10 protein-coding genes are annotated in these 17,659 nt (G+C 51.0%); 6 read left to right on the top strand and 4 right to left on the bottom strand.

Features of this window, described 5'->3' with window-relative positions; all coding sequences use genetic code 11:
* Positions 1-25: 25 nt before the first annotated feature.
* From NDI52_RS10440 to NDI52_RS10425, 4 genes are all read left to right on the top strand, one after another.
* Positions 26-391 (top strand): response regulator, encoded by a 366-nt coding sequence (locus NDI52_RS10440; protein WP_190770643.1) that lies wholly within the window; start codon positions 26-28, stop codon positions 389-391.
* Positions 392-402: 11 nt separating this feature from the next.
* Positions 403-939, top strand: a complete 537-nt coding sequence (locus NDI52_RS10435) for a chemotaxis protein CheW (RefSeq protein ID WP_190770642.1) — start codon at positions 403-405, stop codon at positions 937-939.
* Positions 940-980: 41 nt separating this feature from the next.
* Positions 981-3,668, top strand: a complete 2,688-nt coding sequence (locus tag NDI52_RS10430) for a methyl-accepting chemotaxis protein (RefSeq protein WP_190770641.1) — start codon at positions 981-983, stop codon at positions 3,666-3,668.
* A gap of 188 nt (positions 3,669-3,856) precedes the next feature.
* A complete protein-coding gene (locus tag NDI52_RS10425; protein WP_348256394.1) occupies positions 3,857-10,912 on the top strand; it encodes a response regulator in 7,056 nt (2,351 codons plus the stop codon).
* Positions 10,913-11,029: 117 nt separating this feature from the next.
* Here the strand turns inward: NDI52_RS10425 and NDI52_RS10420 are convergent, their stop codons facing one another.
* Positions 11,030-12,112: a DRTGG domain-containing protein gene (locus NDI52_RS10420; protein WP_190770640.1), complete on the bottom strand. Its 1,083-nt coding sequence runs from the start codon at positions 12,110-12,112 to the stop codon at positions 11,030-11,032.
* 402 nt (positions 12,113-12,514) lie between these two features.
* Entirely contained in the window at positions 12,515-12,889 is a 375-nt protein-coding gene (gene ebsA / locus NDI52_RS10415) for a type IV pilus biogenesis protein EbsA (protein ID WP_190770639.1), read from the bottom strand.
* A 422-nt stretch (positions 12,890-13,311) separates the two neighbouring features.
* On the opposite strand from ebsA, the gene NDI52_RS10410 reads away from it, so the two are divergent.
* Positions 13,312-14,538, top strand: a complete 1,227-nt coding sequence (locus NDI52_RS10410) for an aminoacetone oxidase family FAD-binding enzyme (protein ID WP_190770638.1) — start codon at positions 13,312-13,314, stop codon at positions 14,536-14,538.
* Between the two features lie 206 nt (positions 14,539-14,744).
* Here NDI52_RS10410 and NDI52_RS10405 read toward each other — a convergent pair whose 3' ends face one another.
* Together NDI52_RS10405 and NDI52_RS10400 are read right to left on the bottom strand one after the other, a co-directional pair.
* Positions 14,745-14,909, bottom strand: coding sequence for a hypothetical protein (locus NDI52_RS10405; RefSeq protein ID WP_190770637.1), 165 nt, complete (start codon positions 14,907-14,909; stop codon positions 14,745-14,747).
* A 437-nt stretch (positions 14,910-15,346) separates the two neighbouring features.
* A complete protein-coding gene (locus NDI52_RS10400; RefSeq protein WP_347280186.1) occupies positions 15,347-16,216 on the bottom strand; it encodes a peptidoglycan recognition family protein in 870 nt (289 codons plus the stop codon).
* A 409-nt stretch (positions 16,217-16,625) separates the two neighbouring features.
* On the opposite strand from NDI52_RS10400, the gene NDI52_RS10395 reads away from it, so the two are divergent.
* Entirely contained in the window at positions 16,626-17,609 is a 984-nt protein-coding gene (locus NDI52_RS10395) for an alpha-ketoacid dehydrogenase subunit beta (protein ID WP_190770636.1), read from the top strand.
* Positions 17,610-17,659 lie beyond the last annotated feature (50 nt).

The following is a 17,659-nucleotide window of genomic DNA, read 5'->3' as shown; positions in this document are numbered from 1 at the left end:
AACCAATCGCGGTCGTAGAGTCGATATGAGTAAAGTTTTAGTCGTCGAAGACAGCGTAACCCAACGAGAAATGATTACAGATCTACTAAAGGGTAGTGGACTAGAAGTAACAGTCGCCAGTGATGGGGTAGAAGCCTTGGAGCAGATCGAGGATCTGCGGCCCGATCTAGTCGTGCTCGATATTGTAATGCCTCGAATGAATGGGTACGAGGTCTGCCGTCAGATCAAATCTAATCCCAAAACCCAGAACATTCCTGTTGTGATGTGTTCATCAAAAGGGGAGGAGTTTGACCGCTACTGGGGCATGAAGCAGGGTGCAGATGCCTATATTGCTAAGCCCTTCCAGCCCACAGAGCTGGTTGGCACCGTTAAGCAGCTATTGCGAGGATAAGGCGTGACCTAATGATCGGCAATCCAGATTTTTTAACCGGTAGTGGGCAAGATCAGGCCCCCGAACTACAACAGCTCGATAGTCCCGAGGGTGAGCTTCACCTGCGGTTTTTTGTCACGTCAGGGGGTGAGTTTGCCTTGCCTGCTATGGGCATCCGCGAAGTGATCTCAGCCTCCCCGGATCGAATTACACCGATCCCGAATGTATCCCCCCTCCTCTTGGGTACTCTCAATGTACGGGGGCGGGTCGTGTGGGTCGCCGATCTGGGTCAGTTTTTAGGTGATGTCATGCCCCTCAGCACCGATCGCTCTGAAATAGCAGTGATTGCGGTTGAGGATCAAGACACTATGTTAGGCTTAGCGGTTGACCGCATCTACGGTATGGATTGGCTGGACATCGAGGAGATTCAGATGCCCACCAATGTAGCCGATGGTATGGCACCGTTTCTCCGAGGAGAGTGGACTGTTGCCGATGCCACTGGCACAGACCATGTCCTCAGGCTTCTAGACCAGGTCGCAATCCTACGATCAGCGCGATGGGCGGCATAAATATCAGGCAAATTCCGAATCTGTTCGGGTAGGAGGAGCAAATGGGATCAGGCACTGAGTACGCACAAGAGTATCAACAGGCTGAACGAGCCTACATGCAAGGCAGATATGAAGAGGCTGCCGAAATCGTCGATCGCTTGGCTGCCAACCACCCAGACGATCCAAGCACCCGGCTGCTGCGAGGCCACGTCTATTGCTATGGCCTGCAACAGTACGAGATGGCCCGCCAGGAATACGAGACGGTACTTACCATCACCACGGATGCAGAATATATTGACTACGCCAACAGTGGCTTAGCCGCTATCAGCCAATATTCCTCCTCCGACTCCGATAGCCCAACGGGTGAAGATCCAAGCTTTGGGGTCGCGGACTTTGATATTGATTCAGATTTTGTTAGCACCCATGATCCCTCTTCCTATGGAACAAATGGATTCCAGGCAGAAGGGGATGACTTTGGCTTAGAAGACTTTGGTGCATTTAACGGCTCTGACAATCCCTTCGGGACAGCCGCTACGGAAGACGCTTACGATAATCCATTCGCTAACAATGTGGGCGATGGCAATATAGGCGGTGATGATCCGTTTGGCCTGGATGATTCACCGTTCAATACGGCGGCTCCGGCTTATCCTCCCAGCGATGATGAGTTTGGCAACACAGTTTTTGGAGGTGAGAATCTCAGCTCCCCGCCACCCTTTGAAGATGACTTTACCGTAGACGAAAATCCTGGATACGCCAGCAATAACTATGGCGATTATGGTTCTTCCCTGGATAGTGCGCCAGGGGTGACCCATAATCGGCAAGGCGATGAGGAAACCCTTTTTATGTCGGGTGATGAATTAGAAGGTCAGCCCCAGATGGATCAGACCTTTGGGTATCCAAGCTACAACTCCACCGTCAGCCTGAACACTGGCTCTGACAGCTTTAATGATTTTGATTTGGAAGACCTGGATGATTTTCAGGACTTTTCTACCAGCGAAGAACCCCGTCCAGCGCCTCAAAATACAGTTCGCTCTGGAGGAGCTGATTTTCTTGATGACTTTGAGGAGTTTGACGATCTGGGAAGTCTGCCCGACTTTGACCTATCGGACAACTCTGCTGGTTTTAGCAGCCCATCCGTTGGGATCTCCAACTCTATGTCCTCCGGGGATTCCAGCTTCGGCTTCGCAGACAGCGGCGACCAATCCGTCATTCGGGAAGACGAAATCTTCAGCATTGCAGGTAATACTGAATCGTTGCCGACATTCACGTCCGTTGATGTCCGTGATGTGGAACCCGAAGTAAGTGTGGAGCAAGGATGGACGGCTCCGATGGAGAATGCTTCCCTTTCCTCCAAGCGTTGGATTATTGCTGGAGCGACAGGGATTGTATCGGCTCTATCGGTTGCAACCGTTAGTTTCATCTCCTCCAGTCTTCTCGTACCCCCGCAAGACAAGCCTACCGTGGTTCCTTACACCACCCGTTCTGGCTTGCTGATGGCGGCAGCTGCAGGCTTATGCGGGGCAGGTACCGCTGCGGCTCTAAGTTGGGCCACAACCCGTCAAATGCAGCGCTCTGTAGATGACTTGCAACGCCAGTTTGAATCGGTTTCTCAGGGAAACCTGAATGCTCGAGCTGTAGTGTACTCCGAGGATGAACTGGGCCGCTTGGCGACTGGCTTTAACCAGATGGCTCGAGTGATTTTAACGACCACCAGTGAAGCTCAGCGTAAGGCGGAAGAGCAGGAGCAAGCGAAGGAAGATTTGCAGCGTCAAGTGATTCGCTTACTGGACGACGTAGAAGGCGCGGCCCGAGGTGACCTGACGGTACAGGCGGAAGTAACTGCCGACGTTCTGGGAGCCGTTGCTGATTCCTTCAACCTCACCATTCAAAACCTGCGAGAGATTGTGGAACAGGTGAAGACTGCTGCTCGGCAGGTAGCCAAGAGTTCTACAGAAAATGAAATATTTGCGCGATCGCTCTCCTCTGACGCTCTCCGTCAGGCCGAGGAGCTGGCCGTCACCCTCAACTCTGTGCAGGTGATGACCGACTCGATTCAGCGGGTGGCCGAAAGCGCCCGTGAAGCTGAGGAAGTAGCCCGTTCTGCATCGGCTACCGCCCTCAAAGGTGGGGAAGCGGTGGAACGTACTGTATCCGGTATTTTGGAAATCCGAGAAACGGTGGCGGAAACAACCCGGAAGGTGAAGCGACTGGCCGAATCTTCCCAGGAAATTTCCAAGATCGTGGCATTGATTTCTCAGATCGCTTCTCGTACGAACTTGCTGGCCCTTAACGCCAGTATTGAAGCGGCTCGTGCCGGTGAAGCAGGTCGAGGATTCGCCATTGTTGCCGATGAGGTTCGTCAGCTAGCGGACCGGGCGGCTAAAGCGTCGAAAGAAATCGAGCAGATCGTATTGCAGATTCAGGGTGAAACGAGCTCGGTAATGACGGCAATGGAGGAAGGTACCCAGCAGGTTATTGAGGGTACTCGACTGGCAGAACAGGCCAAGCGATCGCTCGAAGACATCATTCAGGTATCTAACCGAATTGACGTGCTGGTGCGTTCTATTACCGCCGATACCGTCGAGCAAACGGAAACCTCCCGAGCTGTGGCCCAGGTTATGCAATCCGTTGAGTTAACCGCTCAAGAAACCTCCCAGGAAGCCCAACGGGTGTCCGGTTCTCTTCAGAGTCTGGTGGGAGTTGCGCGTGACCTGCTGAACTCCGTGGAACGTTTCCGCGTTGAAAAATAAGCCATTCTTATTTCGTTAACCCCTATTGGAGGGATGACGTGATAGTGATATGGGAGAAGTCGGGTACATTAGATGCAATTCATCTATAAATCGGCCGACTGATCGGTTTGTATCAGGTGCCACCGAGTGACATCTACCAAGCCCACTTGGGTGCATAGCCAAACCCAGCGTATTCGAGGAACACTGCCATGCTGTCGGAACAACAACAGCGGATTATGGGGTACTTCATTGAGGAGGCGAAAGACCACCTCAATACCATTGAGCAGGGGTTGCTGAGTCTCCAGAACACCATTTCAGACCCCGAGATGGCCCATGAAGTATTCCGTGCGGCCCACTCCGTAAAGGGCGGAGCAGCAATGCTGGGTTTGGACAGCATTCAGCAAACCTCCCACCGCCTAGAAGACTACTTCAAAGTCCTGAAGGAATGCCCGGTTCAAGTTGATCAGCGCTTAGAAAGCCTGTTACTGAACGTCTTCGACACCCTCCGGGATTTACTAGACCAATTGCAGGGGCCATTCGGGCTAACGGATGATAAAGCGCAAGAAGCCATGGTGGCGATTGAGCCCACCTTTGCGCAGCTCAACGAGCACATCAGTAAATTGGTTGCTCAGGCTGGGGTCACTCCTCCTGATGACGTGAACTTGCAGTCGGTACCTGTCGCGCCACAGCCAGTCATCACCCCACTGGTTGTTGCGGCTCAACCTGCTGAGGAAAGCGCGTTTCAACTTATCTTTCAAAGCGATGTTCCGGCTCGTCTCCGGGATATGTTGCAGCTCTTTAAGCAACCTGATCGTCCCGAAATACGGCAGCAACTGGACGGAATATGTCAATCCCTGGCCCAGGCTGGAGAGCAATTTGAGCTCGTACCCTGGGTCGATTTGTTGAATCTGACACGGCGAGCGGTCGCCCACCCTGAGAACGAGTTCCGGGCTTTGGCTCCCGTCGTCATTCGCGAAATCAAGCAAGCTCAGGAACAAACTCTTGCAGGCCAGTCCATGGCGATTTCGGCTGGGGACGCCTTACTGGCTTTGGTGCCACCAGAACCCGAGCTTGAGTTCAACGAGCTAGAAGCTCTAGACTTCCTGACTGACGACATTGAAGAGGTTGGTACCTTTGAGTTGCCCGAACTGGGCTTTGGCTTGGATGAGGCGGCCCTGCTGGAAGATGCCGATTTGGCAACCGGAGCAGGCTTGATGGCCGATACAGATATTGACTTTGGCGATCTGCCCTCTCTGGAACAAGATAGTACCTGGGTGCAGGAAGACGCCTTTGCAGATTCGAGTTTAGCCGATGAGTTAAACACCAGCGAATTCACTTCAACGTCAACAGATGATGGCCCTATAGTTGGCATGGCTGAATTGAATAGCCTGGCCGATCTTTTTGAGGCTGACACTCCGGAACTTGGTATGACCTGGCAGGAAGAGGAAATCCTCAGTGATGCAGATGCCGGTATGCCTGAGCCGTTAGAGTTAGATAATTCAGGAGATTTCAGTGATCTTCTGCAAACAGGCTTTGGCAACACTGATCCTTTTGCTCTGGAAATCCCTGCTTCATCGGATGAGGATGATGATAGCCTCTCCGATCTGCTCCGTCAGGCAGAGCTGCCAGATGCTGCTGGCCTTGATTTGGACTTAGGTTCCAGTGATGCATTTTTGACAGAATTAGGTGGCCTGGATGTAGGAGCTGCGGGAAGCGATCGCGCCTCCATTGATAACCAGGAAATGATTGGCGAACTCAATCTCTTCTTCTCTGATATCCAGGATGATTCTTTTGGAGAGACCGGTGCTACCAATCTCCCGCCTAGCGATGAAGAGAGTGTCGATTTTCTGTTCGAGGATACCTCTGAGACAGTCATCATCACTGATTTGCCTGGAATGGATGATCCTTTTGGAGGGATTAGCATTTCCAGTTTTGGCCCTGATGAAGACGAAGAACTAACTTTAGAACCCACAAATCCTTTTCAGGATGTGGGAATGGCTGACCTAAACTTGGCAGTTGACGATCAATCTTCTCCTGATTTTGAAGATGGCAATCCTTTTGCTGATCTCAGCTTTGGGGAGGAGAGTAACCCATTAAGCGAGTCCTTTGCAGATGAATCTCTATTCTCAGAGCCTGAAAGTGTCACAGCTTCAGGAGAGGAATCTGCTTCTGAGGAAGCTTCGGCTGAATCACTGTCCTGGCTAGACATGCTCGATTCCGATGAAGGGTTGACGGGGATGCCTGCCGCTCCTTCAATGTGGAACACAGATGACGAGGATGTGACTGCTGACCTGTGGGACAGTGATCAGGCCCAGGCAGCAGCATCTGCCGGCGATCCCTTTGGTAGCTTTGACCTATCAATGGCGGTACCTGAGCCAGCTGCAGATGTTGCACTTGCATCAGAAGAAGTACTTCTTGAACTTGACCCTGCTCTCACAGCCGATAATCTCGATTTAGATCTAGATCTTCCTGTTGATCTGAGCGATGACAACCTGGAGTCTCTTGATCTGGATTTAGACAGCTTGATTGCTGCCACCGAACCTGAAGCCATAAGCGCCAAGGGCTGGGATGCTGAGGGAAGTGATTTAGGACTCGATCTGAACCTGGATTTCGCGGAGAATTCTGAGGACCTAGGGTTAGGCTCTTCACTAGAAGCTACTCCTGCTTTGGAGCATGATTTAGGGTTCGGCGAACTCGATCTGGGTAGTGGTGACTTTACGGGTAGCGGGTCTGAGGATCCATTTGCTACAGATATGCCGGGCTTCGATCTAGATTTGGGGCTGGCTGATGAGAGCTTCCCAGAGGCCACAGCAGAGAGCTCCGTAGATAATTTCAACAGTTTTCTGAATGAAGAGAGCCTAGATTTTGATCTGGAGGTGCTTTCAGATGGACTGACCGCTACACCTGTCGAGGAGACACCTGACAATCTGGGCAGCATAGCGGATAGCGCTGACCTTGATTTTGATCTGGGTCTTGGCTTTGATGTGCAGCCAGAAGCGGAAGACAGTGAAATTTCTGGAGATTTAGATGCACTGCTAGGTGAATCAGCTCTCGACTTTGATCTGGAAACGGAATCGAGTGAGCTGACAGAATCTTCTGTAGATCAATCTTCTGATGATTTTGATGTCTTGCTGGGCGACGGGTCAGAGCTTGATTTTGATCTGGGGATGGAATCGAGTGAACTGACGGAATCCTCTGTAGATGAATCGTCTGAAGGTTTTGATGCCTTACTGGGCGGGTCAGAGCTTGATTTTGATCTGGGGATGGAATCAAGTGAACTGACGGAATCCTCCGTGGATAGCTCCTCTGAAGATTTTGATGCCTTGCTGGGCGGCGGGTCAGAGCTTGATTTTGATCTGGGGATGGAATCAAGTGAACTGACGGAATCCTCCGTGGATAGCTCCTCTGAAGATTTTGATGCCTTGCTGGGCGGCGGGTCAGAGCTTGATTTTGATCTGGGGATGGAATCAAGTGAACTGACGGAATCCTCCGTGGATAGCTCCTCTGAAGATTTTGATGCCTTGCTGGGCGGCGGGTCAGAGCTTGATTTTGATCTGGGAATGGAATCAAGTGAACTGACAGAATCGTCCGTGGATAGCTCCTCTGAAGATTTTGACACCTTGCTGGGCGGCGGGTCAGAGCTTGATTTTGACTTAGGAATGGAATCGAGTGAACTGGCAGGATCTTCTGCAGATAGTTCTTCTGAAGATTTTGATGCCTTGCTGGGTGGTGGGTCAGAGCTTGATTTTGATCTGGGAATGGAATCAAGTGAACTAACAGAATCCTCTGAGGATAGCTCCTCTGAAGATTTTGACGCCTTGCTGGGTGGTGGGTCAGAGCTTGATTTTGATTTGGGAATGGAATCAAGTGAACTGACAGAATCCTCTGTGGATAGCTCCTCTGAAGATTTTGACGCCTTGCTGGGTGGTGGGTCAGAGCTTGATTTTGATTTGGGAATGGAATCAAGTGAACTAACAGAATCCTCCGTGGATAGCTCCTCTGAAGATTTTGACGCCTTGCTGGGTGGTGGGTCAGAGCTTGATTTTGATTTGGGAATGGAATCAAGTGAACTGACAGAATCTGTAAGTGACTCATCGGGTGGCTTTGACAACTTGTTTGATGAACCTGGGCTTGATTTAGACCTGGGTATGGCATCCGATATGTCACCAGACCCCTTTGTCAACACCGCATCAGATGAGACTGAGAATCTGTTTGATGGAGCGGCTCTCGATTTTGGCTTAGGGTCAGAATCGAATGACCTATCAGAAGTAACCAGCAGTGAGACATCGGAAGATTTCGATAACCTGTTTGATGAATCTGAGCTGAGCCCTAATCTGGGGGTGGATTCAAGGGAGTCTCTTGATGCTTCTGATGGTGATAATGCGGACAGTTTCGATGCCCTTTTAGGTGAGGCTGATCTTAGTCTTAATTTGGCGTTCGATGCCTCAGATGATGCGTCTGCCAGCCTTACAACTGATAGCTTCGACGACCTCTTTGGGGATGCACAATCCGAGTTTGATGCACCCCTTGCATCCGTCGAAACGTTGGATAGCGACTTGTCAGAAGACTTCGGGAATCTAGATAGCTTTCTTAACGAGGAAACTGATTTAGGGCTGGATCTGGAGTCTTCATCGGCATTTGATGATGAGTTGGGCTTTAGCCTTGATGAAGCAGGAGATACTGAGGCGGATGAATTAACGGAGCTTGCTTTTGCTGGGTTGTCGCTGGATGAGGACACAGAAGAGTCTTCTCCCACTCTGTTTCCGGATGATGGAAGCAGCTTTGATTCCGACACGGACTTGTCGCTTGACTTCGATGTTGACACGCTACTTGACGATGTCAGCAGCGGTCAGCTTCAAGAAGCTGATTTGAGTGTGACAGGTTCGGGGGACGTGGACGGTTTTGCAGATCTGGATGCCTTACTGGAGGAAAGCTCTTTTGAGCCTTCTGGAGCAGCAAGCTCTGAGCCTGACGCTGGGCTGGATGAATTTGCCGACCTAGATGCTTTGTTAGGGGATGCATCATCGAATGGTGGCGTTACAGATACAGCAGGCGGTGATGATTTTGCAGATTTGGAGGCACTTCTAGGTGCAGATTCTCCTGGGTTAGCTACGCCATCTGTTCAGCCAGCAGAACCAATATCTTCTTTTCCCAGTGATGAATTTGAAGACCTCGAAAAACTGCTAGAAGCTGCCGACAATACGTTGGGTGGACCACCCAGTGTTCGGGGAGTTCGCAGTCCTGCGATCGCCAACCGGCGTCCCACCGCAGCTCGTACCTCGGGTATGCGGGGTGATCAGACGATGCGGGTGTCCGTCAAGAACCTGGACAACCTCAACAACCTGATTGGGGAACTGGTGGTCAACCGGAACAGCCTGGAACAGGCCGAAGAACGTCTGCGGCAGTTCCTGGATAACCTGCAATACCAGGTGCAGCAGCTCAGTGATGTGGGGCAGCGGATGCGTGACCTGTATGAGCGATCGCTCCTCGAAAGCTCCCTCATGTCGAGCCGTAAGAGCTATCAGATGGCAGGGCCTCATCAGACAGGCACACCCGCAGCTTCACAATCTCATGCCACTGGAGTCAGCTTCGATGCCCTGGAGATGGATCGCTTCACTGGCTTCCATACCCTGTCCCAGGAAATGATTGAGCTGATTGTCCGAGTTCGGGAATCGGCCTCTGATATCGACTTCGTGGTGGGTGAAACTGATCAGGTTACCCGTAACTTCCGCCAAATTACCAGCCAGCTTCAGGAGAGCCTGACTCGGGCTCGAATGGTACCCTTTGCGCAAACGGCGGACCGTTTGCCTCGTGCGGTACGTGACATCTCGCTGCGCTGTGGCAAACAGGCTGAGCTGACGATCGAAGGCCGGGATACTCTGATTGACAAGATGATTCTGGAGCAGTTGTATGACCCGATGACTCACCTGGTCAACAACGCTATTACCCACGGTATTGAAACTCCGGAAGAGCGGACATCTCAAGGTAAGGCCGCTACTGGGCGCATTACCGTTCGGGCCTTCCACCAGGGTAACCAGACTGTTATCTCGGTGAGTGATGATGGCGCAGGGATTGATCCAGATCGGGTGAAGCAGAAGGCGATCGAGCGGCGTCTGATTACCCCCGAGCAAGCTCGGATGATGAACCGCCTGGATGTTTACGACCTGCTGTTCCATCATGGATTCAGTACACGCGATCGCGCCGACGACTTTGCCGGACGGGGCGTTGGCATGGACGTGGTACGTACCAGCCTCACAGATATTCGTGGGGTGATCAACATTGACTCCACCGTGGGTCGTGGCACCACGTTCACCATTCGTCTGCCTCTCACCCTGAGCGTTTCTAAGGCGCTGTGCTGCATCAGTAATCGCGCCCGGATCGCCTTCCCGATGGACGGGGTGGAAGATATGCTCGACGTACCTCGGGAGCAAATTCAGATCAACTCTGAGGGCCAGTCCTGCATTCAGTGGCGAGATCAACTGCTCCCCTTCCAGTTACTCTCTGACCTGCTGAAGTTCAACCGGAGCCTTGGACGTGGAAGCGTTTATGGCGGTAACCAGGAAGAGGATATTGTCTCGGTGGTTGTGCTGCGGAGTAACGCGGGTAGCTACCTGGCACTTCAGGTTGACCAGGTGCTGGGTGAGCAGGAAATTGTAATCAAGCAGCTCGAAGGTCCAGTTCCCAAGCCCGTCGGTATTGCGGGTGCGACGGTTCTGGGGGATGGGCGGATTATGCCGATCGCTGACGTTCTGGAACTGATCGACCTGTCCCTGGGACGGATTCGCCGGGAGGCGGGTACTCCCTTCTGGGATCAGGGAGCGGATCAGATTCCTCTGGAGCCCGTATCCGAACTCAAGACCGAACCAACGGTGTTGATTGTGGACGACTCGATCACGGTACGCGAGTTGCTGTCGATGACCTTCAACAAGGTGGGCTACCGAGTAGAACAGGCTCGTGATGGCCAGGAAGCTTGGGAAAAGCTACGTTCAGGCCTACCTTGCGACCTTGTATTCTGCGACATCGAGATGCCTCGGATGGATGGTCTGGAACTGCTCTCTCGTTTGCAGAAAGACGGGCATCTGAACCGAGTTCCCATCGCTATGTTGACCTCTCGTGGTGCTGACCGTCACCGCCAAATGGCAATTCAGCTTGGGGCTAAGGGCTATTTCACCAAGCCTTACCTGGAAGAAGTGCTGCTGGATGCTGCCCAGCGTATGCTGAAGGGCGAAATCCTGGTAGAAAGTGCCGCTGCTGAAAACAGTTAGCGAATTTGACAGTTTGCAAAGCTCAATGAGCTTTGCAAACTGTGCAGATACGAGAAGAGCGTTGGGAGATGATCCCAACGCTCTTTTTCAATAAATGGGCTGGAGGTGTCAGTCTTTCTAGCCTGCTTTAGCGGGTGCCCTCACTCCTATCAGGTTGAGCAAACGATCGCAGTCAAAATACTTCGTCATCATCTGCTGGATGTGAGCGACTTTTACTGGCTCATGCAACCGCACCTGTCCAAACGCTCGGTCGACTACTTCCACCGTAGAGAGGGTATCCAGGTCGACGGAGAGAATGGGCACTTCCAATTCTTCGGCGCGGCTCACGATGTCCTGGGTAGGAGGAATTTGGCCCGTCAGGATGAGGCAGTGCGTTGAGGTTTCCAGGGCGGCTAGCTGTAAGTCAGTGCGATCGCCCCCCGTTACCACGGCCATATTGCGAGCCTTGCGGAAATACTTGAGGGCTGAGTTGACATTCATCGCCCCAATTTTCAAGCTTTCCACGAGCAAATCCATTCGTTCGGGACAACACAGGACTTCTGCCTTAAGCTGATGCACCAACTGCGCTACACTAACGCTGCGCAACAGGGCACTGCTGGGTAGGATAGCCAGAACTGGAATACCATAACCTTCCAGGAAGGGACGGATGCTGGTTTCTACGAAGTCTCGCTCAGCCGTTGGGACATCGTTGATGAGAACACCGACTAGGCGATCGCCTAGTCGCTGCTGCGCTGCCAGAAGTGAATCAACGACCAGTTCCGAACGATAGCGGCAGACAAGCACAACATTGGCATCCAGCGCCTCGGCCATTTGTGGTACCGACAGATCGAAAAGCTGACCTTCATTCAGTGTTCCGGGGCCTTCCAGAAGAGCTAGATCAACCCCTGGAGCAAGAGGCTCATTCTGGAGTAGTTGACCGTAATTGGTGGTGTCTTCCTGGCGAATTCTCGGTTGGATGGTTTCGGGAGCGAGGTTCAGCAACGTTGGGGTCAGGCGATTGTCCGGGAGCTTCAGAGTCTGAGCGATGAACCGCACATCTTCGTCAACGCAGTCGTCGAGTTCGCTGGGACATGTTCCAACGGGTTTTCCGTAGCTAATGTCAAGCCCTCGCTTTTGTAGTCGATGAGCAATGCCCAAAACTACAGCAGATTTCCCGCTATACGCCTCTGAAGAACCAATGAGTAAATACTTTCCCGCCACGCTGTCCTACCCTTGCTGGTTTGCCTCCAGCCTGTGCATTGTGCAAGTCTGGATTTCACGTCATAGAGATTGTCGCGCACTCCAGCCATCCTAAATTGGTGGCTAGAATCCCGACACCTCTTGCTTCATCCCCTCCTGGGGAGCATCCGGTCATCCTATCATGGCTTGTTAGGCTCTCATAGAACCGACTTTTCGCCGTAACCATCCTTTTAAGTGAATGTTTGAAAACAAAAACGGATTGGTTTTTCAAACGCTCACTGAGTTAAGGATAACCAACTATTGCGATGTACAGTTTTGTTGTAGCGAAAGGAGTGCCTAGGGATGAATCCTATGCACTCCTTCTGCAACGAGACTGAACAACCCGTCAGTTGGGTGGAACCGGACTAGAAAACCCTGGAGAGTTTAATCATCGTAGCGCAATAGCTTGCGGTAGAAAATTTGGGAGAAGTCTGCTTTGCGAGTGGCTTTGAAGTTGAAAATGACATCAATCAGGTAGTCAACAAACTCAAAGTTAGCCATGGTGACTTCATAGCTTAATTCAGCATTTCCATCGAATTGCATGCGGCAGCGGGTCAAATCAGCTGGCAACGATGAAACTGTCCAGCTAGCCACAAACGGAATGCTCTCTCCACCTTCAATGCGCCGAGTTCCCTCCAGGCTGCCCCGTTGGTAAAGGCTGATTGCCAGAGGTAAGGCATTTTTCTTGCGCCCCTGGTAATAGGGGGCATAGACGTTAACATCCCGTGGGTTGGCTGGTTGTAGAACTTCGATGGTCATGCCCGTGTCGTCCTCTGGCTTGCACTCAAACTATATTTGGAATCGGACGGCCTAGCCGGAGAAATCCGATCCTACAAATTCCGGAAGCAATTGCTCTCGGGTACTCTGTGGATCAGTATGCCCTTAGTTTCTAGGTTTTATTCAAAAATTCCCCAACATTCATAGGACTTACGAGAGCCCACTATCTGTGGCGTAGTACGGATGGGTGTAGCGAATTCACTCCGCTACACGATAAATATCTGTCAGTTATAAGAATGCTAAGCGTTTCAGCCAGCTGACCCGTATTGTTTGGGCTTTGCATAGGCGTATGAGTCAGCTTGCTAAAACGGCTCCGATAGAATTCATGTCGAAACGTGAAGAAGCCAAAATTTAATTTTTGGGGATCTTGTAACGTTAAAAAATCCTGTCTATTGAGGGTAAACGTGCCAGTTGACCGCGTGATTGTTATTGGGGGAGGAGCAGCAGGGTTTTTTGGGGCGATCGCCGCCGCAGAAGCAAATCCTGAAAAATCTGTGTTGCTCCTAGAAGCAGGTCGGGAACCGTTGCAAAAAGTACGCATTTCCGGTGGAGGCCGGTGCAATGTGACGCATGCCTGCTTTGAACCAGCCCTGCTCGTGCAGAACTATCCCCGGGGTGGCAAAGCGCTTCGGGGTGCCCTGAGCCGGTTTCAGCCTCGGGATACGGTTACATGGTTTGCCAAGCGTGGAGTCAAGCTAAAAACCGAAGCAGATGGGCGGATGTTCCCGGTGACCGATGACTCCGCAACCATCGTAGATTGCCTCATGCAGAGTGCCCGAGATGCGGGTGTACGGCTGCAAAATCAAGCACCGATTGTAGATATCAAGCCCTTAAATCCAGGATTTGAAATCCAACTTAAATCGGGGGAAACCTGGCAGGGCGATCGCCTCCTCCTGGCTACAGGCAGTAATCCTCAAGGGTTACGCCTGGCTCAGAAGCTTGGCCACACCATTGAGCCTCCTGTCCCTTCGCTTTTTACCTTCAATATTGCTGATGGGGATTTACGAGAACTGGCTGGGGTGTCGGTTGCTAGCGCTAAGGTAAAGCTGTCTGTTGCTAGTCAGTCGCCTCTGGAACAGGTAGGACCCCTGCTTATTACCCATTGGGGGTTGAGTGGTCCTGCCATTCTGAAATTGTCAGCTTGGGGAGCCCGGTTGTTACATGATTCTCACTACCGTGCCAGCTTACAGGTGAACTGGTTGGCGGGGCGATCGCCTGAGCAAATTCGTCAATGGTTGGCGGAAACGCGACAGGAGAATGTGCGGCGGGCGATCGCCACTATTCATCCTCCAGAACTGTCCCGCCGTCTCTGGCGCTATCTAATTCAGAGAGCCAATATTTCTGAAGACCAGCGTTGGGCCGAGCTCTCTAAGGTTCAAACACATGCATTAGTCCAAGCCCTAAGCGCGTGTATGTACACGGTGCAGGGTAAGGGAGCGTTTAAAGACGAATTTGTCACCTGTGGTGGAGTGCGTCTCTCTGAGGTTAACTTCAAAACCATGGAGAGCCGTCTTTGCCCTGGCTTACACTTTGCAGGGGAAATTTTAGATATTGATGGTGTCACGGGAGGCTTCAACTTCCAAAGTGCCTGGACAACAGGGTGGTTAGCGGGTCAGGCTATGAGCCAGTAACGCTGTGTGTTGTAGTGAAGCAAAGTAGTGTGCAGTTGTACATCTAAGATTTTCTAATCCAGTGAGGTACAAAAGTACCTCACTGGATTAGAGCCGTTTTGTACTGAGTGAGAAGCTTTTTAGAAGGTTGGGTATTCGCGCGTTGCTAACGCGAATACCTAACTTTTCAAATGCCAGTTTGATGATGTAGATAGTGCATTGCAGAATTAGTCATTTCGAATTTTGACGCCCTGTGTCAGTAGTTTTGCAAGGTATTCAGCAACTAATTGTTCATCCGTTTTCTTTTCTTTCTTCTTTTCTGGGTTGGTGTACATACCCAGCACAAAGGAAAGCGAAATGACCAAGAGAAATAGCAGGTCAATTCCAGTCATACGTTATGGTTGAGGATAGTTTGATAGATTGCGACCCGTACCGCACCCATTAACAAAGGGAAACACAACCGAATCAATTGATTACTGAAAGAAATAGAAGTAACTTGCTCTGGAGAGAATTTTCAGGTTTTTCTTTAGAGCAGGAACACTGATAAATCTCTAACAAGCAGATTTTGGAAGTCTATCACTTTCTATCGGTAGAATCCACCTATATGGTACTTCTTTCCATGTATCTATTGTTGCATGCTATACCAAGCCTCAAAGCCCTCTATTTGAATTGCTTAGTCTCTCAAAGTGCACCTTCTGGGGATTGCGAGGCCGCTATAGGAGGAGGGTACGGGCTCAGTACTCAGTTTTTTGATAACTTAATAGGTGTTGACGATATAGCGCTGTACTTAACGCATTTGCAGTTATATAGCTTCTCAAGCGAAATAGGCTTATCCTACAAATTCACTCCAAATTTGAATGAATTCTGGAAAGTTAAAGCTTCGGGGGTCACGGCGGTTGCCTGAGCGATCAACTGCACGATGGGTCGTAATCCGCTCCTGAGGCACTCCAGTGCGGGCTGTGAGCCAGGCCAAGGACTCGTATTGAGCTCGGGTATAACCGCTATGACCCGATTGATTGCCACGGCCATCCGATGGAGTTTCTAAGGAAATGTGATACGCGAAGTTATTAACGGATGGGGGGAAAGCGGCATTGGTAATGACGGCTTCAGGGCCGTAGGGGCCATCAAAAACTGAATTTCCGGCTCCGAAAGCCCGGTACTCTGGCGGCACAATGTACACAACTGTCCCATCTTGGCGAATTAAGGCGTGATAGCTTCGCTGGTCGTTGTCTCGTACATGATAGGTCTGGAATGTATTAATAGCGCTTTGGGCAGACCCGACGGTCTCGTGTATCACAACGATGAGTTCGTTGTAGACGGGATTGCCGTAAGCATCCACCAGAAACCGTTGTCCGTAGTTGCTGGGATCTGCTGGGGCCACTTCTTCAGGCGGTGTGAAGTTGGTGGCTAGAGCATGTAGCGTTGGTGCTGGAGATGTTGTAGCCGTTATGGCTGCAGTAGCGACAGGGTTTTTGTGAGGGTGGATGCCTGTCTGTAGATGCGGCTCGGGTTGGGAAGTGCCTGTAGGGACAACAAATCCGATCGCCCCAACGCTACCTAAAACTAACATTAGAGAGCAAATCAATGCTGTTAGGAAAAACCATCGAAAAATCACAGACTGATTCCAGGAACGAGCGAATCCGGCTGTAATACGAGGAGTCCATGGCAGTCTCTTGGGTGGTGATTTTCTCTGGCCCACCGTAACTCTCCTTTAATGAAAGTGGCTCACTTTGCCTGATTATGTCTAAAACTATCGGCCATTGCCCAGCATTTGCCACGATGGCCAGCTCTAAACGGTAGGCTGGGTGCGTGCTCTATGGAGTGCATCCAATCTATTGTTCTACAGGCATTTAGGAGATTTCCAGGAATAAAATGGCTTCCGTCGTGTGGAGAATTTCTTGACGAAGCAGGGAATTTTCTACACGACAGGTAAGGTCTTATGCAGAAATCTCCTTAGGCTTTGAGCGATCGCCCCTTTCCCATGACGATCGGCTCGTTAAAGCAAGCTCATGAAGGGTGCTTAAAAAGAACTGAGGCTTTTTCGGAAAGAGGCACAGTAAACAGATAAGATTTTAGATTGAACTGAATTTATCGATCAACCAATCCAGATGGCAGAAACCCTCCTGTACAACGCGCTAAAAGAGGCCATCGATGAGGAGATGGCCCGAGACCCCAATGTATTTGTGCTGGGGGAAGACGTAGGCCACTACGGCGGCTCCTATAAAGTCACAAAAGATCTCTATAAGAAATATGGAGACCTACGGGTTCTCGACACTCCCATTGCGGAAAACAGCTTTACGGGTATGGCTGTTGGAGCAGCTATGACCGGGCTCCGTCCCATCATCGAAGGGATGAACATGGGGTTTCTGCTGCTGGCATTCAACCAAATTGCCAATAACGCAGGGATGTTGCGTTATACCTCAGGCGGCAACTTCAAGATTCCTCTCGTGATTCGTGGCCCTGGCGGTGTAGGCCGTCAATTGGGTGCTGAACACTCTCAGCGTCTAGAAGCTTATTTTCAGGGCGTACCAGGTCTGAGAATGGTGGCCTGCTCCACGCCCTACAATGCGAAGGGGTTGCTCAAGGCTGCGATTCGTGACGACAACCCAGTGCTGTTCTTCGAGCATGTGTTGCTTTACAACCTGAAGCAAGATCTACCTACAGAAGAGTATGTGCTGCCTCTCGATAAAGCTGAGGTGGTACGAGAAGGGAAGGATGTGACTATTCTGACCTATTCTCGGATGCGGCACCATGTCACTCAAGCAGTCAAAACTCTTGAAAAAGAAGGGTTTGACCCTGAAGTGATTGACCTGATTTCCTTGAAGCCTATTGATTACACCACAGTAGGAGCTTCTATCCGCAAGACCCACCGCGTGATCATTGTGGAAGAGTGTATGAAGTCTGGTGGGATCGGGGCTGAGTTAAGTGCCTCTATCATGGATCGCTTCTTTGATGAGTTGGATGCTCCGGTTGTGCGGTTAGCCTCCCAGGATATTCCAACCCCTTACAACGGTATTCTGGAAAACCTGACTATCGTGCAGCCGCAACAAATTGTTGAAGCGGTACAGAAAATTATGGCTAACCAGATTTAAATCTGTTGGCCCGACCACGGCTTCTTCAAGAAGTTGTAAATCTGATACAA

The sequence above is a fragment of the Leptolyngbya sp. PL-A3 genome, assembly GCF_039962325.1.
In the GTDB taxonomy this organism is placed as follows: Bacteria; Cyanobacteriota; Cyanobacteriia; order Elainellales; family Elainellaceae; genus Vacuolonema.
The sequence above is the reverse complement of the archived record's forward strand: the minus strand, read 5'-3'. Positions and strand labels throughout refer to the sequence as shown.